The organism is Mesorhizobium sp. M1B.F.Ca.ET.045.04.1.1 (assembly GCF_003952465.1).
In the GTDB taxonomy this organism is placed as follows: Bacteria; Pseudomonadota; Alphaproteobacteria; order Rhizobiales; family Rhizobiaceae; genus Mesorhizobium; species Mesorhizobium shonense.
The window spans coordinates 404,710-426,727 of record NZ_CP034448.1; the positions used below are offsets into that span (position 1 = coordinate 404,710).

The 22,018-nt window shown below is 64.8% G+C and carries 20 protein-coding genes and 1 tRNA gene; 4 read left to right on the forward strand and 17 right to left on the reverse strand.

Annotated elements, in window-relative coordinates; all coding sequences use genetic code 11:
* Positions 1–28: 28 nt before the first annotated feature.
* The 4 genes from EJ071_RS01900 to EJ071_RS01915 are packed head-to-tail and all read right to left on the reverse strand — an operon-like array spanning position 29 to position 4,720.
* Positions 29–1,027: a ribose ABC transporter permease gene (locus EJ071_RS01900; RefSeq protein WP_126096559.1), complete on the reverse strand. Its 999-nt coding sequence runs from the start codon at positions 1,025–1,027 to the stop codon at positions 29–31.
* A complete protein-coding gene (locus tag EJ071_RS01905; protein ID WP_126096560.1) occupies positions 1,024–2,568 on the reverse strand; it encodes a sugar ABC transporter ATP-binding protein in 1,545 nt (514 codons plus the stop codon). Before EJ071_RS01905 ends, EJ071_RS01900 begins: the two co-directional genes overlap by 4 nt.
* Complete coding sequence (locus tag EJ071_RS01910) at positions 2,565–3,941, reverse strand: carbohydrate kinase (protein WP_126096561.1); 1,377 nt, start codon at positions 3,939–3,941, stop codon at positions 2,565–2,567. Before EJ071_RS01910 ends, EJ071_RS01905 begins: the two co-directional genes overlap by 4 nt.
* Positions 3,938–4,720, reverse strand: coding sequence for a DeoR/GlpR family DNA-binding transcription regulator (locus EJ071_RS01915; RefSeq protein WP_126096562.1), 783 nt, complete (start codon positions 4,718–4,720; stop codon positions 3,938–3,940). The genes EJ071_RS01910 and EJ071_RS01915 overlap by 4 nt, the downstream gene beginning before the upstream one ends.
* Positions 4,721–4,912: 192 nt before the next feature.
* On the opposite strand from EJ071_RS01915, the gene EJ071_RS01920 reads away from it, so the two are divergent.
* From EJ071_RS01920 to EJ071_RS01930, 3 genes are read left to right on the forward strand one after another with little or no spacing between them, the layout of a single operon-like run.
* Positions 4,913–5,953 carry a class II aldolase/adducin family protein gene (locus EJ071_RS01920; RefSeq protein WP_126096563.1) on the forward strand — a complete coding sequence of 347 codons (1,041 nt, stop codon included), beginning with the start codon at positions 4,913–4,915 and terminating at the stop codon, positions 5,951–5,953.
* A gap of 4 nt (positions 5,954–5,957) precedes the next feature.
* Positions 5,958–7,232: an FGGY-family carbohydrate kinase gene (locus EJ071_RS01925; RefSeq protein ID WP_126096564.1), complete on the forward strand. Its 1,275-nt coding sequence runs from the start codon at positions 5,958–5,960 to the stop codon at positions 7,230–7,232.
* Positions 7,229–8,080 carry a TIGR01459 family HAD-type hydrolase gene (locus tag EJ071_RS01930; RefSeq protein WP_126096565.1) on the forward strand — a complete coding sequence of 284 codons (852 nt, stop codon included), beginning with the start codon at positions 7,229–7,231 and terminating at the stop codon, positions 8,078–8,080. Before EJ071_RS01925 ends, EJ071_RS01930 begins: the two co-directional genes overlap by 4 nt.
* Positions 8,081–8,089: 9 nt before the next feature.
* On the opposite strand, the gene ugpC is transcribed toward EJ071_RS01930, so the two are convergent.
* The 7 genes from ugpC to EJ071_RS01965 form a co-directional block, all read right to left on the reverse strand.
* Positions 8,090–9,157 (reverse strand): sn-glycerol-3-phosphate ABC transporter ATP-binding protein UgpC, encoded by a 1,068-nt coding sequence (ugpC, locus tag EJ071_RS01935; protein WP_126096566.1) that lies wholly within the window; start codon positions 9,155–9,157, stop codon positions 8,090–8,092.
* A gap of 3 nt (positions 9,158–9,160) precedes the next feature.
* Entirely contained in the window at positions 9,161–10,009 is an 849-nt protein-coding gene (locus tag EJ071_RS01940; protein ID WP_126096567.1) for a carbohydrate ABC transporter permease, read from the reverse strand.
* Positions 10,009–10,932: a sugar ABC transporter permease gene (locus EJ071_RS01945; protein ID WP_126096568.1), complete on the reverse strand. Its 924-nt coding sequence runs from the start codon at positions 10,930–10,932 to the stop codon at positions 10,009–10,011. Before EJ071_RS01945 ends, EJ071_RS01940 begins: the two co-directional genes overlap by 1 nt.
* Positions 10,933–11,155: 223 nt before the next feature.
* Positions 11,156–12,433 (reverse strand): sugar ABC transporter substrate-binding protein, encoded by a 1,278-nt coding sequence (locus EJ071_RS01950; RefSeq protein ID WP_126096569.1) that lies wholly within the window; start codon positions 12,431–12,433, stop codon positions 11,156–11,158.
* Between the two features lie 27 nt (positions 12,434–12,460).
* The gene (locus tag EJ071_RS01955) at positions 12,461–13,663 is read right to left on the reverse strand and encodes a PLP-dependent transferase (RefSeq protein ID WP_126096570.1); all 1,203 of its coding nucleotides are present in this window, start codon (positions 13,661–13,663) and stop codon (positions 12,461–12,463) included.
* The gene (locus EJ071_RS01960; protein ID WP_126096571.1) at positions 13,660–14,391 is read right to left on the reverse strand and encodes a FadR/GntR family transcriptional regulator; all 732 of its coding nucleotides are present in this window, start codon (positions 14,389–14,391) and stop codon (positions 13,660–13,662) included. The genes EJ071_RS01955 and EJ071_RS01960 overlap by 4 nt, the downstream gene beginning before the upstream one ends.
* Positions 14,392–14,515: 124 nt before the next feature.
* Positions 14,516–15,223 (reverse strand): DJ-1/PfpI family protein, encoded by a 708-nt coding sequence (locus EJ071_RS01965; RefSeq protein ID WP_126096572.1) that lies wholly within the window; start codon positions 15,221–15,223, stop codon positions 14,516–14,518.
* A gap of 87 nt (positions 15,224–15,310) precedes the next feature.
* Here EJ071_RS01965 and EJ071_RS01970 point away from each other — a divergent pair, with 87 nt between their 5' ends.
* On the forward strand, positions 15,311–16,258 hold the full coding sequence (locus EJ071_RS01970; RefSeq protein WP_126096573.1) for a GlxA family transcriptional regulator: 948 nt from the start codon (positions 15,311–15,313) through the stop codon (positions 16,256–16,258).
* A gap of 40 nt (positions 16,259–16,298) precedes the next feature.
* Here the strand turns inward: EJ071_RS01970 and EJ071_RS01975 are convergent, their stop codons facing one another.
* The 6 genes from EJ071_RS01975 to EJ071_RS02000 form a co-directional block, all read right to left on the reverse strand.
* Positions 16,299–17,015 carry a DUF2161 family putative PD-(D/E)XK-type phosphodiesterase gene (locus EJ071_RS01975; RefSeq protein ID WP_126096574.1) on the reverse strand — a complete coding sequence of 239 codons (717 nt, stop codon included), beginning with the start codon at positions 17,013–17,015 and terminating at the stop codon, positions 16,299–16,301.
* A 119-nt stretch (positions 17,016–17,134) separates the two neighbouring features.
* Positions 17,135–17,485 carry a hypothetical protein gene (locus EJ071_RS01980; RefSeq protein WP_245460155.1) on the reverse strand — a complete coding sequence of 117 codons (351 nt, stop codon included), beginning with the start codon at positions 17,483–17,485 and terminating at the stop codon, positions 17,135–17,137.
* Between the two features lie 385 nt (positions 17,486–17,870).
* A complete protein-coding gene (locus tag EJ071_RS01985) occupies positions 17,871–20,264 on the reverse strand; it encodes an autotransporter domain-containing protein (protein ID WP_126096575.1) in 2,394 nt (797 codons plus the stop codon).
* Positions 20,261–20,875 carry a hypothetical protein gene (locus tag EJ071_RS01990; protein WP_126096576.1) on the reverse strand — a complete coding sequence of 205 codons (615 nt, stop codon included), beginning with the start codon at positions 20,873–20,875 and terminating at the stop codon, positions 20,261–20,263. Before EJ071_RS01990 ends, EJ071_RS01985 begins: the two co-directional genes overlap by 4 nt.
* A gap of 395 nt (positions 20,876–21,270) precedes the next feature.
* Positions 21,271–21,346: transfer RNA gene (locus EJ071_RS01995), tRNA-Ala, on the reverse strand.
* 164 nt (positions 21,347–21,510) lie between these two features.
* The gene (locus EJ071_RS02000) at positions 21,511–21,906 is read right to left on the reverse strand and encodes a TIGR02300 family protein (RefSeq protein ID WP_126096577.1); all 396 of its coding nucleotides are present in this window, start codon (positions 21,904–21,906) and stop codon (positions 21,511–21,513) included.
* Positions 21,907–22,018 lie beyond the last annotated feature (112 nt).

Sequence of the window (22,018 nt, forward strand, 5' to 3'; positions counted from 1 at the left end):
GCTCGTTTGGGCCGGCGACCGAGGTCAATCACGTTCTTGCTCCGGCCTGGAGCCGGTAACGGTCGAGGGCGACCGCCACGATGATGACCAATCCCTTGATGATGTACTGCCAAATGTCCGAGACACCGGCCAAAATGAGCCCGTTGGAGAGCACGGCGATGATCAGCCCCCCGATCAGCGTGCCCCAGATCGAGCCGACGCCGCCGACGAAGCTGGTGCCGCCGAGAATGACGGCGGCGATGGCATCGAGCTCGTAGGACTGGCCGAGCTGCAGGCCGTTGGCGGCGTAGAGCCTCGCCGCCGACATGACGCCGCCGAGGCCGGCGAGCAGACCGGAGACGCCATAGACGAAGAGCAGCACCAGCGGCACCTTGATGCCGGTCAGCCGCGCCGCCTCGGCATTGCCGCCCACCGCATAGATCCAGGTGCCGAGCACGGTGCGCTTGAGCACCAGCCAGGACAGCACAACCACCGTCAGCGCGATGATGACCAGCCACGGAACGCCGAACAGCGAGCCGTTGCCGATGAAGTCGAAGGGCAGGTCGGAATTGAATACCGTCGTGTCCTCGCCGAGCAGGCGGGCGACGCCGCGCACCGCGGTCAACGAGCCCAGCGTGACGATGAAGGGCGGCAGCCTGATATAGGCGACGAGCAGGCCGTTTACGACGCCGAAGCCGAGGCCGATCAGAATGGCGGCGGGAATGCCGAGCATGCCCCAGTCCGGCACCAGCGACACCAGCACGGCCACCATCGCCGAGGCGGCGAGAACCGAGCCCACGGAGAGGTCGATGCCGCCAGTGAGGATGACGAAGGTCATGCCGGCGGCGAGCACGATGTTGATCGACGATTGCTGCGTGACGATGAGCAGGTTGGTGCCGGTGAGGAAGCGCGGATTGATGAACTGGAAGGCGGCTGCAAGCAGCACCAGGACGGGCAGCATGCCGAGTGCGGCGAAGGCCGTGCGCAGCCGCCGGCTCCTGACCGCCGCCTGGTCCGCTGTCGTCGTCACGGTTGTCCTGTCGGTCATCGCTCAACCGCTCCCGTCGCAAGTTCCATGATCGCTTCCTGGTGAAGCGGCTCGCCTGCGGACGCCGTCACCTCGCCGGCGATGGCGCCGTCGCGCATCACCAGCACCCGGTCGGCGACTCCGATCACTTCCGGCAGTTCGCTGGAGATCATCAGGATGGCGATGCCCTTGTTGGCGAGACTGTCGATCAGCCGGTAGATTTCCGACTTGGCGCCGACGTCGACGCCGCGCGTCGGCTCGTCGAGCACGACGACCCTCGGCTCGGTTTCCAGCAGGCGGGCGAGCAGAACCTTCTGCTGGTTGCCGCCCGACAGCGACCCGGCATTGGCCCGCGCCGACCCGGTGCGGATCGAGAGGTCGGCGATTGCCTTGGCGGAACGCCGGTCGGCGGCGGCGAAATCGCGAAAACCGCCGGGGCGCGCATCCTTGGCAAGGACGCCCATATTGATGTTGTCGGAAATCGACATGTCGAGGAACAGGCCGAGCTCCTTGCGGTCCTCGGTGAGATAGGCGATGCCGGCATCGAGCGCCTCGCGCGGCGAGGCGATGGCGAGCGGCTTGCCGTCGAGCTCCAGCTCACCTGCGCTGCGCCGGTCGGCGCCGAAGATCAGCCTGGCGAGCTCGGTGCGGCCGGAGCCGACCAGCCCCGCCAACGCCAGCACCTCGCCGTGGTAAAGGTCGAAGGAACAATTCTTCAGCAGCCTGCCGTCCGACATGCCGCGCACCGACAGCGCCACTTTGCGCTTGCTGTCCGGCGGCCGGTGATCCTTCTTGTAGAAGGCCGAAAGGTCGCGGCCGACCATCATCGAGACGAGGCGCGAGGCGTTGAGATCGGGGCGCTCCAGCGTGCCGACATAGCCGCTGTCGCGCAGCACGCTGACGCGGTCGGCGAGCTGGTAGACCTCTTCCATGCGATGGCTGATGTAGATGATGGCGATGCCTTGCGCCTTCAGCGTCGCGATCACCTCGAACAGCCTGTCGGTCTCGCGCGAAGTCAGCGAGGTGGTCGGCTCGTCCATGACGATGATGCGGGCGCTGGTCGACAGCGCGCGGGCGATCTCGACCAGCTGGCGCTCGCCGAGCGACAGGCTGGAGACCAAGGCGCGTGCCGAGAAGGAGACGCCGAGCCGTTCGACGATTTCCTTGGCGCGCCGGTTGCATTGGTCGCGGTCGACGATGCCGAACCTGCGCGGCTCGTTGCCGAGGAAGATGTTCTGCGCCACCGTGAGGTTCGGCGCCAGCGACAGCTCCTGGTAGATGACGGCGATGCCATGGGCGCGGGCCTTGATCGGATCGCCGGTGGCGACGGGCGCGCCATCGATCAGGATCTCGCCGCCGGCATCAGGCCGATAGGCGCCCGACAGCACCTTCATCAGCGTCGACTTGCCGGCGCCGTTCTCGCCCATCAATGCGTGCAGCTCGCCGGCGCTGACGGTCAGCGACACATCCTGCAGGGCGCGGATGGGACCGAAGGTCTTGGAGATGTGACGCATCTCCAAGACCGGCCGCTGCGTTGCCTCGACGCGGGCGACGGCGGTCATGGCGCGCCTCCCGCCGGAGCGGCGATGCCGCGTTCGGCAATGAGACCGCGCCAGTCGTCGCGATAGCCGGCAAGGCCTTTGAAGCCTGCGACACGCACCGGCTCGGGCATGTCGGCGGCAAACTCGCGGCCGACGCTCTCGAAAGCGAGAGCGGCCGCGCCCGTGGCGCTGCCTTCCAGCGTGGCGCCCTGCAGGAAGGACTGGCCGGGACGCAGCGCGGCCAACAGCCCGGCGAGAAGGCCGCCCGCGTTCAGGCCGCCATCGACGATGACGGCGTCTCGCGAACGGATCAGGTCGAGCGACAGATCGATCATCAGCGCCACATAAAGCAGCGCCACGGCCGCGCGTTCCTCGGCATCGGAGACACGCCCAACAATTTCACCTGTCCGGCTGGGCATCGGCCCGCCAGGCGCAAAGCTCGGCAGCGCCATGACGCCGGCGTCGATCGCGCGCTGTATCGAGGCCGGCGCGATCGCGCCCTGCCAGTTGCCGCTGATCACGGCGAATTCGCGCCCGCCCATGAAACGGATGGTGGGAGCCGGACCGCCATCGACATCGACATTGACCAGCATGTCCCGGTCGCGGTCGAGCGCGTCGAGCGGGCAGTCCGGATTGAGCACGATTACCCAGGTGCCCGTCGACACCACGGTGAGCGGCCCGAGTTCCTGCCGCCGATACGCATGGAGCGCGGCGTTGCTGTCATGGACGCCGTTGTGAATGGCGACCGGTCTGCCGGCCTGGCCAAGCCGCCGCTCGCCGGTGACGGCGCCGGCCCGCGCGAAGGCGGGCATCTTGCCGCGCCAGCCTTCGGCATCGACCAGCGAGGAGAAGTCGCGCTTTCGCGGCGCCCACAGATGCGAATGGCAGCCGAGATAGGACACTTCCGAAACGGCGCGACCGCCGAAGCGCCAGCTCCAATATTGCGGGTAGCCGAGGATCGCCTTCGCCGCGGCGAAGGCGCCGGGTTCCACTTCCTGCAGCCACAGCATGTGGCGGCCGTAATTGAAGCCGAGTGGCAGGCGCGGCGAGAAGGTCTCGGCAAAATCGGGAATGCGGCGATCGATCCGCGCGGCGATTTCGGCGGGCGGCTCCTGCTCGTAGTCGAGGATCGGATGCGTCAGCGCCGTTTCGTCGACCAACGCAAAGGTGCAGCCATGGCCCGACACCATCAGGCCTTCGATGCCATGACCGTCGGCGGCCTGGTTGACGGCATCGAGCGCCCAGTCATGCAGCGCCGCCTCGTCGAGCACACTGAGGCCGCCCTTGCGTATCCAGTCGGGTTTGGTGCGCCGCTCATCGACGATGCGCCCGTCCTGGCCGAAGACGAACAGCTTCGAATTGGTCTTGCCGAAATCGAGCACCGCCATCTTCACTGTACGGCTCCCGCGGACGGGGCGATGCGCACGGTGACGCCGGCATCTTCCAGCATGCGCGCATCGGCATCGGAGAGGCCGTCATCGGTCACCAGCGTGCCGATGCGCGACAGCGGCAGCGCGACGTTGCGGGCGTGGATCGACAGCTTGCGGCTGTCGGCCAGCACCACGATCTGGTCGGCGCAAAGGCTGAGATCGACGATCGAACGTACCAGCAGCGGATGCGATTCCAGCACGCCTTCATGGCCGAGGCCCTGTGCGCCGAGAAAAAATTTCGATGCGTAGAAAGGCACGGCCTGGGTGAGCGAGTGGATGATGCCTGGCTCGCGGTGCAGATCGCCACCGGCGATGGTCAGGCTGCAATGGCCGTGGTCGCTGAGATAGGCAGCAAGCGGCATGGAATTGGTAAAGAGGCGGATGTTGCGGTCGGCAAGCTTGACGCCGAGATGGAAGCAGGTCGAGCCGCCATGGACGATGACGGCGTCGCCGTCGCGCACCATGGTGGCGGCGGCGGCGGCGATCTGCCGCTTGGCGTCCACCGCCAGATCGCGGTTCTCGTCATAGGGCCTGGCATAGGCGACCCCGGCATGGGCAGCGCCATCGAGAGCAGAGATACCGCCATAGACCTTCCGCGCCTCACCGGCCTCGTCGATCTTGTCGATGTCGCGCCTGACCGTCGCGGCCGAAACGCCAAGCCGCTCCTGCAGCTCGCGCACCGATGCAAAGGGGCGGTCCCGCAAGAGCTCGACGATCTGACGCTGGCGGCCGGGTTCGCTCAACCCTTTTCCTCCCGAAGTGCCATTTTCACGGCAATGGTGCAACTTACTCAACATTAGCCAGATTGCAAGTCAGTTTTGACGATACTAGATCACAGTTGACGGAGATCGCTCGCATCTGCGATACCAGCGCCATCGCTCCCGGCGACGGGAGATCGTGCAAGAACAAGGCCAAGCCGTTGGAGGACAAGCGCCATGGCGACCGAAGCTGACGCGCAGGAACTGGTCGCCCTGCGGGCGCTTTCGGCCAGGATCGGCAGCAACCCGCATCTGACGCAGGCGGCCGGCGGCAACACTTCGCTGAAGGCCGGCGACACGCTGTGGATCAAGGCCTCCGGCACCTGGCTGAAGGACGCGCTGTCCGACGACATCATGGTGCCGGTGGCGATGGGCCCCCTCATCGAGGCCGTCGAACGGCGCGATCCGGCCGCCGACAAGCCGCAGGCTTTTGCGATCGGCGCCCTCAATCCACGCGGCTTGCGTCCGTCGATCGAGACCACCGTGCACGCGCTGATGCCGCAGCGGGTCGTGCTGCATGTCCACTGCGTCGACACGATCTCGCTTGCGGTCCAGGCCGATTGTGAAAGCGAGGCCGCGCGGCGTCTCGAGGGCATCGAATGGGCCTATGTTCCCTATCGCCGTCCGGGCCTGCCGCTTGCCCACGCCATTGCCGAGCAGCTTCGGCCCGGGGTCGACGTGCTGATTCTCGGCAATCACGGGCTGGTCGTCGCGACCGAGACCGTGGCCGGGGCGGAGCGCCTGCTGCATCGGGTCAGATCGCGGCTCGCGCGCCCGGCGCGCGCGGTGGCGAACGCCGATACCGCCGCGCTGACGGCGCTTGCCGGCGACAGCGGCTACAGACTGCCGGCGGATGTCGAGGCGCATGCCGTGGCGCTCGATGCGGACAGCCGCCGCATGGCCGAAGCCGGCAGCCTCTATCCCGACCATGTCATCTTCCTCGGCCAGGGTTCGGTGGTGGCAAGGCCCGGCGAGCAGGTCGCCGACGTCATTGCACGGCTGGGCACGAACCCGGCCGCGATCCTCTTTGCCGGCGCCGGCGTGTTGATGCGCCGCGATGCCAGCTCCGGCGCGGACGCCATGCAGCGCTGCCTTGCCGATGTCACCGCCCGGATCGACACCACGACCCGGCTGAACTATCTCACCGCCGCCGACAATGACGAGCTGGTCAACTGGGATGCCGAGCAGTATCGCCAGAAACTCAACACCGCGGGCTAGTCGAATGGCGCCGCTTGCAATAGGCATCGACATCGGCACCTCCGGGTCGCGCGCCGTCGCCATGCACCCGGATTTTTCCATCGCCGCGCGCGCCGCCGTGCCGCTCGAGCGCTTTGGCGCGAACGGCCGCGATCCCTCCGTCTGGTGGGCGGCGGTCGAGGCGACGCTGAAGGAGCTCTTCTCGCACATCGATCGCAAAGCGGTGCGCGCGATCGCGGTCGACGGCACGTCGGGCACCTTGCTGCCGGTCGACGGCGCCGGACGACCGCTGGCCGAGCCGCTGATGTACAACGACAAGGTTTCGGACAACGCCATCCTTGCCGCGATCTCCCGCACGGCGCCGCAAACGAGCGCCGCGCATGGGGCGACATCCGGGCTTGCCAAGGCGCTCTGGTTCCAGCGCCTGCCCGGCATCTATGCGGTGCTGCACCAGGCCGACTGGATCGCCGGGCAATTCTCGGGCCGCTTCGACGTCAGCGACGAAAACAACAGCCTGAAGACCGGCTATGATGCCGAGAAGCGCAGCTGGCCGGACTGGATCGCAGAGCTCGGCATGCGCGTTGAGCTGCTACCCGCCGTCGCCAGGCCGGGTAGCGTGACCGGCAGGCTCACGGCCGCCGCAGCCGATCTGTTCGGGCTGCAGCGCGAGGTGGCGGTGGTTGCCGGCACGACGGATGGCTGCGCATCGTTCCTGGCGACGGGCGCGGCGGACACCGGCGAGGGCGTCACTGCGCTTGGATCGTCACTGACCATCAAGATCCTGTCCGACCGGCCGATCTTCGCGCCGCGCTATGGGATCTACAGCCACCGGCTCGGCGACGCCTGGCTGGCCGGCGGCGCTTCGAACACCGGTGGCAAGGTGCTTGCCCAGCATTTTTCGCTCGCGCGCATCATCGAGCTCAGCGCCGCGATCGACGCCGCGACGGAGACCGGCCTCGACTATTATCCGCTCGCCTCGGCCGGCGAACGTTTCCCCATTGCCGATCCGACGCTCAAGCCGCGCCTTCTGCCCAGGCCGGAATCCGATGCTGATTACCTGAAGGCTATGCTTGAAGGCATCGCGGCCATCGAGGCGCTCGGTTACCAGAGGCTTGCCGAGCTCGGCACGCCCCGGCTGACATCGGTACGCAGCGTCGGCGGCGGCGCCGCCAATGCCGTCTGGACCGAGATCCGGCGGCGCAAACTTGGTGTGGCTTTCCTACCGGCGCTCTCCGACGAGGCGGCCGCCGGTACGGCGAGGCTGGCGCTGATGGGCGCAACGGAGGCCGGGCTGCTGTGAGCACGACGCAAGCCAGGCATCTCGATGGGATCGGAGCGCTCGCCGAACGCTACGACGTGTTCCTGCTCGACCAATTCGGCGTGCTGCATGACGGGCAGCGGGCTTATCCGGGGGCGGTCGAAGCCGTGTCGGCACTGAAGCGCGCCGGCAAGACGGTGGTGCTGGTCTCCAATTCCGGCAGGCGGGCGGAGCCCAACGAACGGCGGCTGCTGAAGCTCGGTTTCGAGCCGGGAAGCTGGGACCATTTCGTCTCGTCCGGCGAGGTCGCCTGGCGCATTTTCAAGGACATGGTGGGCTCGGGCGCGCTGCGGGCGGGAACAAAATGCCTGCTGATCAGCCGCGACGGCGACCGTTCGGCGATCGATGGCTTGCCCTTGACCCTGACCGAACGCGGCGACGACGCAGAGCTGGTGCTGCTCGCCGCCAGCGAGGGCGACCGCTACGATTTCGATTATTACAGCACGCTGCTGGGCCCGATCGCGGCGCGACGGGTGCCATGCTTTTGCACCAACCCCGACCGGATCATGCTGACCGCGGTTGGGCCGCGCTTCGGCGCCGGCGAAATTGCCGATCTCTACGAGAGACTTGGCGGCAGCGTCACCCGTATCGGCAAGCCCGATCCGGCGATCTATGAGGCGGCGCTGGCGCTTGCGGGAAATCCGGCGCGCGGCAACGTGATCTGCGTCGGCGACAGCGTCGAGCACGATATCGCGGGAGGCCGCGCTGCCGGCGTGGCGACCGCGCTGGTCAAGTCGGGGATATTGGCCGATGCCGGCGACCTGACCGGGCTTTTCCAAGAGTTCGGCGCGTGGCCCGACTACACTCTGGATGCCTTCCGCTGGCGTTGATCCGCGGACTTACCCGATCCGGTTTCCGTTCGCCGGATCGAACAGATGCAGCGCCGCCGGGTCGGCTGACAGCCGGACCGTGTCGCCTGGCCTGACATTGCTGCGGCCCATGACGAAGACGCAAACCTGCTGGTTGGCCAGCCTGACGTAGAACTGCGTCGACAGACCCAGCGGCTCGACCACTTCGACCTCGGCCTTGAGCGCACCGTCATCGGCCAAGCGGATATGCTCTGGCCGCAGCCCGACGGTGAGCGCATCGCCGTCCTTCAGCGGCAGGCCATCGGGCAATCTAAGCTTCTGGCCATCGGCCAGCACGGCATCCACCTTGCCGCCCTTGGCGACTTTTGCCGGCAAGAAGTTCATGCCGGGCGAGCCGATGAAGCCGGCAACGAAGGTGTTGGCCGGCCGGTCGTAAAGCTCCAGCGGATGCCCGACCTGCTGCACGTAGCCGTCATGCATGACGACGATGCGGTCGGCCATGGTCATGGCCTCGACCTGGTCATGCGTGACATAGACCGAGGTGGTCTTGAGCTGCTGATGCAGCGCCTTGATCTCGGCGCGCATGTGGACGCGCAGCTTGGCGTCGAGGTTCGACAGCGGCTCGTCGAACAGGAAGACTTTCGGGTCGCGCACGATGGCGCGGCCCATGGCGACGCGCTGGCGCTGGCCGCCGGAGAGCTGGCGCGGCAGGCGGCCGAGGAAAGTCTCCAGCCCAAGCCGCTTGGCGGCGGCGCCGACCCTGCCGTCGATCGTCGTCTTCTCGGCCTTCTTCAACATCAGGCTGAAGCCCATGTTGGAGGAGACGTCCATATGCGGGTAGAGCGCGTAGGACTGGAACACCATGGCGATGTCGCGGTCCTTCGGCGCCACGTCGTTGACCAGCCGCTCGCCGATGCGGATCTCGCCGCCGGTGACCTCCTCGAGGCCGGCAATCATGCGCAGCAGCGTGGACTTGCCACAGCCGGACGGGCCGACCAGCACGACGAACTCGCCATCGGCGATCTCGAGATCGACGCCATGCAGGATGCGCAGCGCGCCGTAATCCTTCTCGACATGTTGCAGCGTGACGGAGGCCATCGATTATCCTTTGACCGCGCCGGCGGTGAGGCCGGTGACGAGATAGCGTTGCAGGAAGGCGAAGAAGATGCAGACCGGGATCAGCGCCAAGATGGAGGCGGCCATCATCTGCCCCCAGTCGACCGCGAACTTGCCGATGAAGGTGAGCAGGCCGACCGCAAAAGTCTTCTGCTCGTCGCTGGAGATCAGCATCAGCGCGAACAACAATTCACTCCAGGCGGCGGTGAAGACGAAGCCGAGCGTGGCGCCCATGCCCGGCAAGGTGAGCGGCACGATCACCCGGCGCATGGCTTGCGCGCGCGTGCAGCCGTCGATCATCGCCGCTTCCTCCAGGTCCTTCGGGATGCCATCGAAAAAGGACTGCATGAGGAAGGTGGCGAAGGCGGTGTTGAAGGCGGTGTAGATGATGATCAGCCCGATCAGGCTGTTGGTGAGGCCGAGGTCGCCCATGATGCGGTAGATCGGCGGGATGACCATGACCAGCGGGAAGGTCTGGGTGAGCAGCAACAGGATCGCGAGCGTCGCCTTGCCCCGAAAAGTGAAGCGCGACATGGCGTAGCCGGCTAGCGTGGCGATGACCGTGACAAACGCCGCGGTCGACACCGAGACGATGACGCTGTTGAGGAAATAGCGCGGGAAGTCGGAAGCCTCGAGCACGGTGGCAAAGTTCTTGAGCGTCATTTGCGACGGCCAGAAGGTGATGCCTTCCGAGTAGAGCAGCCGCTCTGGCGTCACCGAGATCTTCAGCGTCCAGAAGATCGGGAACAGCGCGAAGATCACAAATGCCGCGATGGCCAGATAGAGGCCGATGCCGCCGGCGATGCGCGAGGAGGTGGAGCGTCCGGCGATCATCAGACATGCCTCACGAGCGTGCGGCGGATGGCGATCAACCCTATTGCGTAGGCAATCAGCAGCACGAGCAGCAGCACGGCGACCGCCGAGGCGTAGCCTTTATCGAGCGACTTGAAGGCGCTGACATAGATGTAGACCGGCACCGTGCTGGTCGAGCCCGCCGGTCCGCCCTCGGTCATGACGAAGATCAGGTCGGCGAAGGTGGCGATCCAGATCGTGCGCAGCATGACGGTAATCACGATGGTCGGCGCCAGGAACGGCAGCGTCACCTTGGTGAAGCGCTGCCAGGGTGAGGCGCCGTCGATCGCCGCCGCCTCGTGCAATTCGGACGGGATCGATTTCAGCGCGGCGAGCAGCGTGATGGCGAAGAAAGGGATGCCGAACCAGATGTTGGCGACGATCGGCCCCCACATGGCGGTGGCCGGGTCGGAGAGCACATTGGTCGGCTCGGCCTTCAGGCCGAGCGCGAAGAGCCAATGCGGCAGCGGACCGATGATCGGGTTGAACAGCCAGGCCCAGGTGAGGCCCGAGAGAAAAGACGGCACCGCCCAGGGCAGGAACACCACCGCCTGCACTATCCTGCGGCCGTAGAACGGCTTGTCGAGAAGCAGGGCCAGGCCAAGCCCAAGGAAGAACTGAAAGAACAGGCTGGCCACCGTCCACCACAGCGTGTTGATCAGCGCCTGGCCTAGCACGGCGTCGGAGAGCATCGCCTGGTACTGGCCGAGCCCGACATATTCCGACTTGAAGGCCGAGAATTTGCGGAAGGAATAGCTGATGCCGATGATCAGCGGCACCAAGAGCACTACGACCAGCAGGACGATAGCCGGCGAAAGATAGAGCCATGGCTCGATCGCGGCCTTGGTCAGCCGCTTCTTGCGCGGCCGGCCGGCGGATCGGATTTCGGACACTGCGTAGGTCATACGGTGCTCGCGTTGGGAGTTGGGGCCGACGACAGCGACACGGTCCTGCTCCCCGCATGCGGGGAGCAGATGCCGGTTCACCCTCCGTAGCAGCAGCACAGCTGCTGCGGAGGACGGGCAGGCAGCTGAAGGGCGGCGCCAGCTTCTCGGAACTTGGCGCTGCCCCTCATCCGGCCCTTCGGGCCACCTTCTCCCCGTGAAACGGGAGAAGGAAGAAGAGTGCCTACTTCTTGTTCTTGGCCATCCAGTCCTGCTGCTCCTTGGTCAGGAACTTGGCCCATTCGTCGGCCACGTCTTTGGCCGGCTTCTGGCCGAGCAGCACTTCCTGGAAGTTCTTGATCGCCACCTGGTCGACGAAATTGCCGAGGTTCTCGAGATGCGTCGGCGGCGTCACCATTTCATATTTGGAGCTGTCGCTGAGTTCGGTGAACCAGCCCTTGAACTGCTCGGTCTTGAAATGGGCGTCCTGGTCGGCGCCGTTGTGGATCGGGACGACACCGACTTCCTTCGCCCATTCCAGATTGTCCTTGGGCGACAGCAGCGTCGCCATCAGCTTCCAGGTCTCTTCCTTGTGCTGGGAATTGGCGAACATTGCCCAGCCGGCATAGCCGAGCGTCGGATAGGACTTGCCGCTCGGTCCGACAGGCAACGGCGCCACGGCGAAATCGTCGGCGCTCATCTTGTCGGCGATGCCGAGCAGCGCGTCCGGATCCTGGTTGAGCATGGCGCAGGTGCCGGAATAGAAGCCGGTCACCGTCTCATTGAAGCCCCAGCTCACGGAGTCCTTCGGCGCCAGGCCGTTCTTGTACATGTCGGCCAGCATCTGCAGGCCCTTGACCGAGCCCTCGTCATTGATGGTCGAGGTGCCGTCCTCGGTGAAATAGCCGCCCCGGCCGTCGGCGATGTTCATGAACATGTGCATGCCGTTGAAGGCGCCGGGGCCGCCGCGCAGGCAGTAGCCATATTTGCCGGGGATGGCCGAGATCTTCTTGGAGAACTCGACGAACTCGTCGAGGTTTTCCGGCGGACGATCGAGGCCCGCTTCCTTGAACAGCTTCTTGTTCCAGAACAGCGCGTTCACATAATAGCCATAAGGGATCATGAACTGCGTGTTGTTGACGGTCGAGCCGAACTGCTTGGCGCGATCGCCGAGCGTCTTGGCGTCGTCCCATTTGGCCATGTACGGCCCGAGGTCCTCGAGCTGACCGTTATTGGCATAGAGGCCCATCCAGCGCTCCGGCATCTCGACGACGTCAGGCGTGTCGCCGGCCTGGACCATGGTGAGGAATTTCTCGAAGGCCTGGCCCCAGGGCAGCGAGACGAGCTCCACCTTGATGCCGGGATTGGCCTGCTCGAACTCGGCGATCTGCTTCTTCAGGAATTCGGTGCGCGGCGGGCTGGTGATGACCTCGACCATCTTGACGGTGGTATCGGCCAGCGCGCTGTTGGCGCAGATCGCCAGACCGGCGACGGCGGCCAGCATGACTGTCAGTCTTTTCATGTTCGGTACTCCCATTTTGAACACCCGTTATTTTTTTGACTTGTCGAAGGCCTGGACGACGTCCGCCCAGAGATCCTCGACGTTTTCCAACCCGACATTGAAGCGGATGGTTCGGGGGCTGACGCCGAAGCGCGCCATCGAATTGAGACCCGGCGTCTGCTCGAGCGAGGCCTTTGCCGGCACGACCAGGCTTTCATGGCCACCCCAGCTGACGCCGATGCGGAACAGCTTCAGCGCATCGACGAAAGCCGGAATGTCGACATCCTCCGTGACCTCGAAGGAGAACAGCCCGGCATAGCCGGCCAGCGTTTTTTTCCCGGGGTGATTGGAATAGGCGGGGTGGTTGACCCGCTCGACCTTGCCATGCGCCTTGAGCCGCTCGGCAAGCGTCAGCCCGCTCTTCATGTGATGCGGCAAGCGCAGCGGCAGTGTGCGCAGGCCGCGCAGCAGCAGCCAGCCTTCGAAGGGCGACAGCTTGCCGCCGAGCGAGGAATAGGTCTGCTCGTTGATGTGCTTGATGTGGGCGGCGGAGCCCGCCACCACGCCGGCAACGGTGTCGCTGTGGCCGCCGAGATATTTCGAGGCCGAATGCAGCACAAGATCGACGCCGTTCGCGATCGGCTTCTGGAAGACGGGCGTGGCCCAGGAATTGTCGATGGTGGTGACGATGCCCTGCTCTTTCGCCAGCCGCGTCAGATGGGCGATGTCCTGCAGCTCGAACATCATCGAGGTCGGGCTTTCGAGGTAGAGCAGCTTGGCGCCGGGGAGCGCCGCGGCCACCGCGTCCGGATCCGAGCCGTCGACATAGTCGACCTTGATCTGCAAGCGCGGGAACAGCCGCTCGAACAGACGATAGGCGTCGCCATAGCAGTTGCGCACGGCAACGATGCGCTCGCCGGCGCCGACGAAGGCGAGCACCGTGGCGCTGATCGCCGCCATGCCGCTGGAGAAGCCGCGAGCTGCTTCGGCGCCTTCCAAAGCCGCGACGCGCGCCTCGAACTCCATCACCGTCGGGTTGTCGCCGCGCGAATAGATCGGCTGGCGGCGGCGCCCGGCGAAGGTGTCGGCCATGTCGGCATAGTTGTCGAAGGTGAACAGCGAGGTCTGGTAGATCGGCGGCACCACCGCGCCGCCGGGGAACGGATCGTCATGCGCGAGAAGCGTCGCCGCCTCGCCGAGATAGTCGCTGACGGAAATGCCTGGGTCGAAAGCGGTCGGGTGCTCGTTCATTTGCGGTCCGAAAGTTTGAGGTTGGCGGCACCGCGCTTCAAATCGTCCTCGACCGTGGCGATGAGCTTCAGCGCCTCGGCGCGGGCTCCGTCCGGATCGTGCGCGGCGATGCAGTCGAAGATGGTGCGGTGGTAGGGGAAGCTGGCATGACCGAAGTCGCGCACGCCGAGCGGATGCTCCCAGAAGCGGTGGAACAGCTCATGCATGGCGCTGATGATCTGCTCGAAGAGCGGATTGCCGGAAGCGCGGTAGACCGACTGGTGGAACTCCCAGTCCTCCTCCGACGACATGCCGGCGCGGGTGTGGAAGGCTTCTTCCATGATGTCGAGCTTGCGCTCGATCTCGGCGATCTCGGCCTTGCCGGCGCGGACGGCGCAAAGTGCTGCCGCCTCGGCCTCGAGCGCGCGGCGGATCTCCAACGTGCGCATCAGCCCGGCGAAATCATTGCCGCCGGCCAATGTCAGCGGCATGTGCAGCATGTCCGGCGAGACCGCCGCCTTGAGATAGGTGCCGCTGCCCTGGCGCCGCTCGACGAGGCCCAGCCCTTCCCACCGCGTCAACGCCTCGCGCACGGTGTTGCGACTGACCTTGAGACGTTCGGCCAGTATTCGCTCGGTTGGCAGTTTTTCGCCAGGTCCCAGCGACTCCTGCCTGACGAAGCCGGCCAACGCCTTCAGCACCGCGTCATCGCGAGCCGTCGTCTGGATGGGCGGGAGGCTGTCTGTCACGCCGGCCGATGCCTAAAGTGGTTCAATGGTCCAACCAATTTCTGCATAGACCGAATGGGGAGTCAACCGCCGAAATCGAGACAGGGCCGAACGGCGCGGATAAACGCAATTCGGCCCTGTCGTTTCAGGCGCGGATGAACGCCGGCGTGGCGGCCGCGCGTGCCTTGCGCCAGCGAGCGAACATTTCCTCGCGAACCCGCCTCGAAGCCGAGAGCCGCTCCTTTGCCTCCGCCAGGATAGCAGGCGAAGCCTCCGCTGGCGTGCCGGAGCGGAAGGGAGGCGCCGGCGCATATTCGAGCGAGAGCTGCACGACTTCCGCTTCGGACTGGCCGAGCAGCCTCGCGACCAGCGCCAGGCCGAAATCGATCCCGGAGGTGACGCCGCCGGCGGTGATCAGCTTGCCGTCCTCCACGATTCGCTCATCGACCGGAATTGCCCCGAACTCTTCAAGGAAGTCATGCGCATACCAATGTGTCGTCGCCCGCTTGCCCTTGAGCAGCCCGGCCGCGCCGAGCACCAGGGCGCCGCTGCACACCGAGGTGACACAGCGCGCCTGCGCCGCGCGCTCCCAGACGAAATCGAGAACCGCACGGTCCTCGAGCAGCGCGTTGACGCCGCCTCCGCCTGGAATGCACAGCACGTCGAGGGGCGGGCAGTCGTCGAAGGTCGCCGTCGGCGTGAGGGAAAGACGCGTCGAGGACGTCACCGGATTGCGATCCTTCCAGATCAAATCCACCTCGGCGCCCTTTGCCGACGCCAGAACTTCGTAGGGACCGGTGAGATCGAGCTGTTGGACATTGGGGAATACGAGGATGCCGAAACGAAGGGTCATGGAAATCTCCACAAGGTTGACTTCGGGCAATCTAAGGCATCATGCTTTGGCGCGATCGCCATTCATCCCTCGTTTCAGGCCAAACCCATGCGCCGCATCGAAATCCTTGCCTATCCCGACGTCCAACTCCTCGACGTCAGCGGGCCGCTGCAGGTGTTCGCCAGCGCCAACGACTTCAGGACGCAGGCCGGCGAGGCGGCTGCCTACGAGGTCTTGGTCGTCGCCGCTTCGCCGCGGATCAGGACATCCGCCGGCCTCGTGCTGGAGACCGCGGCGCTGCCGACGCGCGGGCTCGAGATCGACACGCTGATCGTGCCTGGCGGATGGGGTGTGAACGCGGCCTGCGAGGATCCCCAGCTTGTCCAGTGGATCATCGGCCGCTCGCGCGATGCCAGCCGCACAGCTTCCGTCTGCAGCGGCGCCATGCTGCTGGCGACGGCGGGTCTGCTCGACGGCCGCCGCGCGGTTACCCATTGGGGACGTTGCGCGGAGTTCGCCCAACGCTTTCCGGCGATCCGCCTGGAACCCGACCCGATCTTCATTCGCGACGGCAATGTCTGGACGTCCGCCGGCGTGACGGCGGGCATCGATCTCGCCCTTTCTTTCGTCGAGGCCGACCTTGGCCGACGCATGGCGCTTGCGGTGGCGCGCGAATTGGTCGTCTTCCTGAAACGTCCCGGCGGCCAGGCGCAGTTCAGCCAGACCCTCAAGCTGCAGGACGGCGATGGGCGATTCGATAAGTTGCATGGCTGGATTCTGGACAATCTGGGCGGCGACCTTTCGCTGACGGCATTGGCCGAACGCGCCAATATGAGCCCGCGCAGCTTCTCCCGTCACTATCGGAAGGCAACCGGCCGGACACCCGCCCGCGCGGTCGAAGAGATACGCATCGAGGCAGCGCGACGGATGCTGGAACAGGGACTGGCCGTGAACCAGACAGTACGGCGCTGCGGCTTCGGCTCGGAAGAGACGATGCGACGCGGCTTCCTGCGCGCCCTCGGCACGAACCCGCGCGACTATCGCGAACGTTTCTGATCGCGCCAACCTATTCAATCGATGAGACGGCGGCAGCCTCTCACGCGCCGACCTTCACGCCGAGCTGATCGGCCTGATACGGAGCGACCTGCAGCGGGCCCTCAACTATCCCATGTGACTGGACGGCCGCCCGACCGGCTTCGGTCAGCGCGTAGATGCCGCGCTCGGCCCTGGCGAACCAGCCATAATAGTTGTGCAGCAGGATGCCGGCCGCGCGCGGCGAAAGGGGCTTGAGATCGCGCGGCCGCTTGGGGCCGTCGGCCATGGCGGCGGCGCAGGCGATCGCCTCCTGCCGGTAGGCGGTCATAATGGGCTTTCGTCGCGTGCTGCCGCCGATGGACGGGTCGCCCTTGCGGCGGTGATGTTCCTCGACGAGGCGCGAGCGCCGTCTGGGGTCGCGCCGCGGCGGCACGGCGGCCGGGCTGAGCAGCAGCTCCACCTTACCCTTTCCGTCGACCGCCAGCAGGCCGAAGCCGAGCCTGCGGCAGAGCGCACGGAAGCGGCGGTCGTGCTCACGGCCCTTGCCGCGCGCCGACATCCTGGCGGCAAGCCAGACCTCGTCGCAGGCCGCCGCGCGATCGACACCCTGCAGGACGAGCTCGAGATTGAACTGCAGCTTCAGCTCGCAGATGACGACCACGGGCGGCTCGCCGTCGCGCAGCCCGAGGATGTCGCAGCCGCCGACCTCGCCCTTGACGATGAAATCCAGGCTCTCGAGGAACCGCTTCACCGGGGCATAGAGGGATGTTTCCTGCATGGGAGAGGCATAGCCGATTCGGACCTGGCCGGCACGTCGCAGGGTGACGTGCGGACTGCCAGGATAATCCCGCGATCCAGGTGCGGCCGTGGCAATCTCGTCGACTGCCGTTCCGTGGACTATTGCCTGGCGAACTGGCCCCTATAGGTCTGGCCGGCAAGCGCATAGGTGGCGGCCAGCGTTCCGTCAGGCTGCATCGTAAAGGTGGCGTCCGCGCCATTTGGCAGGCGCCCAAGCTTCAATGTGTTTCCGACAATCCTGCCGGCGCCGTCGGCGACCCCCGGCTTGTAGTCGGCCACATCGCCCCACGCATAGCTGACCGTCACCTGCCCGCCTGAAGAAACCGTCAGCACGGCCAGCTTGCCTTCATACATTCCATCCAGCCGTCCGGCCCATATGCCTGAGAATGCGGCGTATCTGGCCGGAATGCCCCTGCCGGGAGGCGTGATCGCCACGGTTTGGTCCAACACCGCCAAATCCGGAGAAGCGGGAGCCGCAACAGCAGCCGGGGTTGGTTGAGGTGGAGGAGCAGGCGGCGCCTCGGATGCCGATTGGCAGGCAACGAGGGCGAATGCCGCGAATCCGAGGATCAGAGAAGGACTGTTTGGCGGCAGTCGAGAGAGAACGGGTCCCTGCCGAAATTCCCTGACAGGGGCGGAAGAACGACGAATTTTCGGCATTTCAGCGATCAGCCCCACTTTCTTTGCGAGAAATCCTAAAGCGCGTCGCGATCTTTCAGATTCGCTCCATGCGCTTTAGGTTTTTGATTTCACGCATGTCTTTGTCCCGAAACCGGTTCCCACTTTCGGGAGACATGCTTTAGCACGAAACCGCTGCTCACTTTTGGCCGATGTATTAGAATTTTACGCCTACTCTCGCGCCGAAGGCGTGATCCTGGCCGCCTGAAGCCAATTGTCCGCTGTAGGTCACGCCGAAAACGGCATCGTCGGTAAGGTTCAGGTCAATGGCAGCCTCGACGACGGCGACATCCCTGGCGATCGGCACGCCTTCTATGGCAAACGCGTCGGAGCCGCCGAAGGTGAATGTGGAAAACGGGATCGTATCGCCATAGGCATGCCGCCAGCCGACCGTCCCATGCGCCGTGGCCCGCATGCCGGAAAGGTCGAAACCGGTCGAGGCTCGCAGCCCGAGCGTTGTGAAGGTCGCTTGCGTGGTCTGGCCCTTGGCATGAAGCACGCTCGCGCCGCCGCTTTCCGAATAGGCATCGGTGTGAAGGCTCGCATAGGAGAGATTGGCGAAGGGCTCGAAGGCAGCCGGGCCGGTATCGACACGGTAACCGGCTTCACCGAAGGTGTGTAAGGTTCCCGCGCCGTATTTTGCCTGCAGGCTATCGGCGAAGCCGGGGAAGGCCACCGTTCGGCCTGTCTCGATATTGTGCCATGTGTATGTCGCGCCGGCGCGCAGGCCGAACTGGTTCCATTGTGTGCCGCCGTAGAGTCCGAGGGTGTAGTTCTCGCTATCGCCGGACGAGGCACGGTCCTTCACGTCGAAATTGGTGTGGCTATACGCGGCTATCGCACCGACGCGCCATGCTTGGAAGGCAGAACCGTCGACGCCGACCACGACCCCACCGGTGGAGCGCTTGAGCGACGCGACACCATCCCCGTCCGCACGACCCCAAGATCCGATAGCGGTGCTCCAGGCGGCAAAACGATCGGTCGTGGCGGGAGCAAGTTCCGGCCCGCCCTCGCCAAAGGCCATCACGGGCAACGAAACAGTGGCGCCAGTTCCGGAGAAGGCTGCGCGCAGCCGCGCGTTGATCGCGTCGAGAACGAGGCGCGTGTCGTTGATCAGGGCTGTCTTGGCCGAAGCATGGATCTCGCCGGTCAACTGGTCGAAGGCGTCGCGGGTGGCTTCGACGTCGGTTTGCAGTGCGATGGCGTTCCACAGTGGATTGCCGGAACCGAGGCTGTCGACGGCGCCCGCGACCGCCCGCTGGTTGGGCGTGATGCCGACTTCGCCGAACTGGACGTCGTTGCGCACCAGTTCCAGCGTCACGTCGTTGCCGTCGCCTCCCGCATAGTCGAGCTTCTCGTCCAGGAACAGAAGGTTCTTGCTGACGGCGCCGAACACGCCGGTCACCGCATCCGTATTGTCATTGTCGATGATGGTGAAGGGTCCGTTGGAGATGTTCCAGCTGGACGCTGCATTTGGCGACATCAGCAGCTCGAGCGTGGCGCCGGTGATTTCGACCGTGCCGGAGACCTTGACCTGGTCGGCCGCGTCGGGCGTCGCCTCGATCTGCAGCGTGCCATGGTTGACGTAGTTTCCGGCGACGGTCTGCGTGCCGATCGAATTTCCGGGCGCATGCACGCCGCCGGTATCGATTGTCGTCGCCCCGACTGTCCCCGTGCCGCCCAGCCTGGCGCCCGTCCTGACAGTTACATTGCCGGTCAGGCTGCCGTTGACGGCAAGCGACCCGCTGACCACTTCCATTCCGTTGACAAAGGTGGCATCGCCGCCGAGGACCCACTTTCCGCCGGCGGCATCAACCTGCGCCGACGCAAAATTCAGGAAGTCTCCCCGGAAGCTGCCGCTGCCCGAACCTGCCAAAAGCAGTGTGTTGACTCCGGCCTCGGCATCGATGTCGCCCTCGATGGACGCGCCGGTTTCCAGCTTGAGGCTCGAGTTCCCAGAACCGAGCTTCACATCGCCGCTGATGAGGCTCCCCTGAAGGAGGGACAGGTCGAACGATCCCGTTCCGCCCTGAATCGCCGCCGCCGCTCCGGTGATGGACGCATTCGCCACGCTCATCCGCGTCTTGCCGCTGCCGCCGAAGCGGACACCGATACCGCTCGCGCTCGAAAGCCCGCCGGCGACGGAGCCGCCGCTGATGGAAACGGTCGTGTCTCCCGATGTCACGACGGACAGGCCGTGCGTGCCGCCATTGAGCGCGCCCGCCGTCTGCTTGAAGGACGCCGCACCGGTGGTCTGCAGGGCGACAGCATGCAATTTTGTTGCCGTGATCGTGCCTGAATTGGTGATGTCGGCGGTTCCCTGCGAAACGAACAGGCCGACATCGCGTCCCTCGATGGTCCCCGAATTGTTTGCCACGGCGTTGCCGTTTTGCAGCAGCACCGCATAGATGGGAGTGGAGAATGAACCGTCGCCTTTGGCGGTGTAGGTGCCGCTATTGGTGAAGGTGATGTTTCCTTGGCTCCAGAACCCCTGGCCGATGTTGGTAAACGCGACGGTTCCCGAATTGTCGAGCGATCCGCCACCGTTCATGATGACGCCATAGCCGCCGCCGTTGCTTGAAACGCTCCCTTTGTTGATGAAGTTTCCGGGCGTGGCCGAGGTCGCAAAGACGACGCCCCCAGCATGGTGTTCCGGTTTTCGACCGTGCCTCCGGCAAGAACGTGCACGGCAATCCGACTGCCCGCGATCAGCCCGTCGTTCTGGACGTTTGCCGCGCCACCTTCGATCACGACGCCCTTGCGCGAACCCTCGACCTTGCCGGTCAAACTCACATTGACCGTTCCGCCCGCGCGCAGCCAGACACCGTAAACCTCGTTGTCCGCGTCAAGGACCTTGACGGAGCCGTCCACATTGACCGTCCACGCGCCCAGTCCGGGAGACATGTAGGGCTGAATGGCGTGATTGCCTCCCGACTGCGTTGTGACGGAGCCTGTCTGCGTCACGTTGATGGTTCCCGTCGGGTCTACGATGGATGACACCGGGACGGTGCTTGCGGTCGAAATGGTAATCGTCTCGGCCTGGGTCTGGCTGGCCCATAGGCCGGCAGCAATTGCAATCAAGGATGCAGAAGAGCAAAATAAACGACTTGCAAGAACCGAATTCTTCGCCAACCTTATTTTAGAATTTCCGAATAAATTCATGTAAATCCCCCCAAGCCTCAATGGGATATCGCATCGAGCTTCAGGGGCGTCAAGCCGGAGCTTTTCATCTTACACTTGAAGGGATTCGGCGTGAGACTAAAGCGCGTCGCGATCTTTCAGATTCGCTCCGTGCGCATTAGGTATTGAATTTACACATGTCTTTGTCCCGAAACCGGTCCCACTTTCGGGAGACATGCTTTAGCTGCGAACCGCGATCTTCGAGCTGTCGGGGAAATGTCGGGCACGGCAGCATTAAAAGCGCGTCACGGCGAAAATGTATTCAGGCGACACGCTTTAAGTCACTCGTTCCAGGCTTTGCGGAACGCGCAGCTAAACCTGGAAGGGCGCAACTATTTTTTCGCACTCTACAACTTCGTTGTCGGAGAAGGACTGTTTGGTGGAGCCAATCGGAATCGAACCGACGACCTCTTGAATGCCATTCAAGCGCTCTCCCAACTGAGCTATGGCCCCACTCCCGGCAGTCGGCCGGCGCCGTTTCCGGCGAAGAGATCCGGCGCGGTTGGGAACCGCGCCGTCGTTTAGTGCTGGCGGCTTCTAGCGCCGCCTTCGGTCAAGATCAAGCCTTGAAAAGCCGCTTTTTCGTCACAGGCCAAAATGGCCGGCAAACGATCAGATCAGACCTCGTCCTCGTCGTCGCCGACGCCGATCATGTCGGAGACGTCGTCGTCCTCTTCCTCTTCATCGGCAAGGAAGGTGTCGTCGTCATCGTCGCCGAGATCGACATCATCCTCGTCGTCGCCGATATCGGGAAGATCGTCGCCGCCACCCTTGGCCTCGTCATCAGCCTCTTCGAGCGAGACGACCTCGGCACCTTCTTCCTCGTCGCCGTCGATTTCCTTGTCGGCGACCTCCTCATCCTCCTCGATGGCGGAGATCTTGCCTTCGTCGAAATAGGAGCGCGGATAGCTCTTGCCGGTATAGGGCGAGACGATCGGGTCCTTGTTCAGGTCGTAGAATTTCCGACCCGTTTCGGGGTCGATACGCTTCGTGCCAAGTTCAGCTTTTGCCACAGCAGGCCTCGTCAAAAAAAGAATGGTCCCCATAACCGCAGTTTTCCGCGCTGTCAAAGCCAAAAGACATGTCCTGAAAACCCGCTTTTTCAAAGGCCCGCGCGAGGGGATG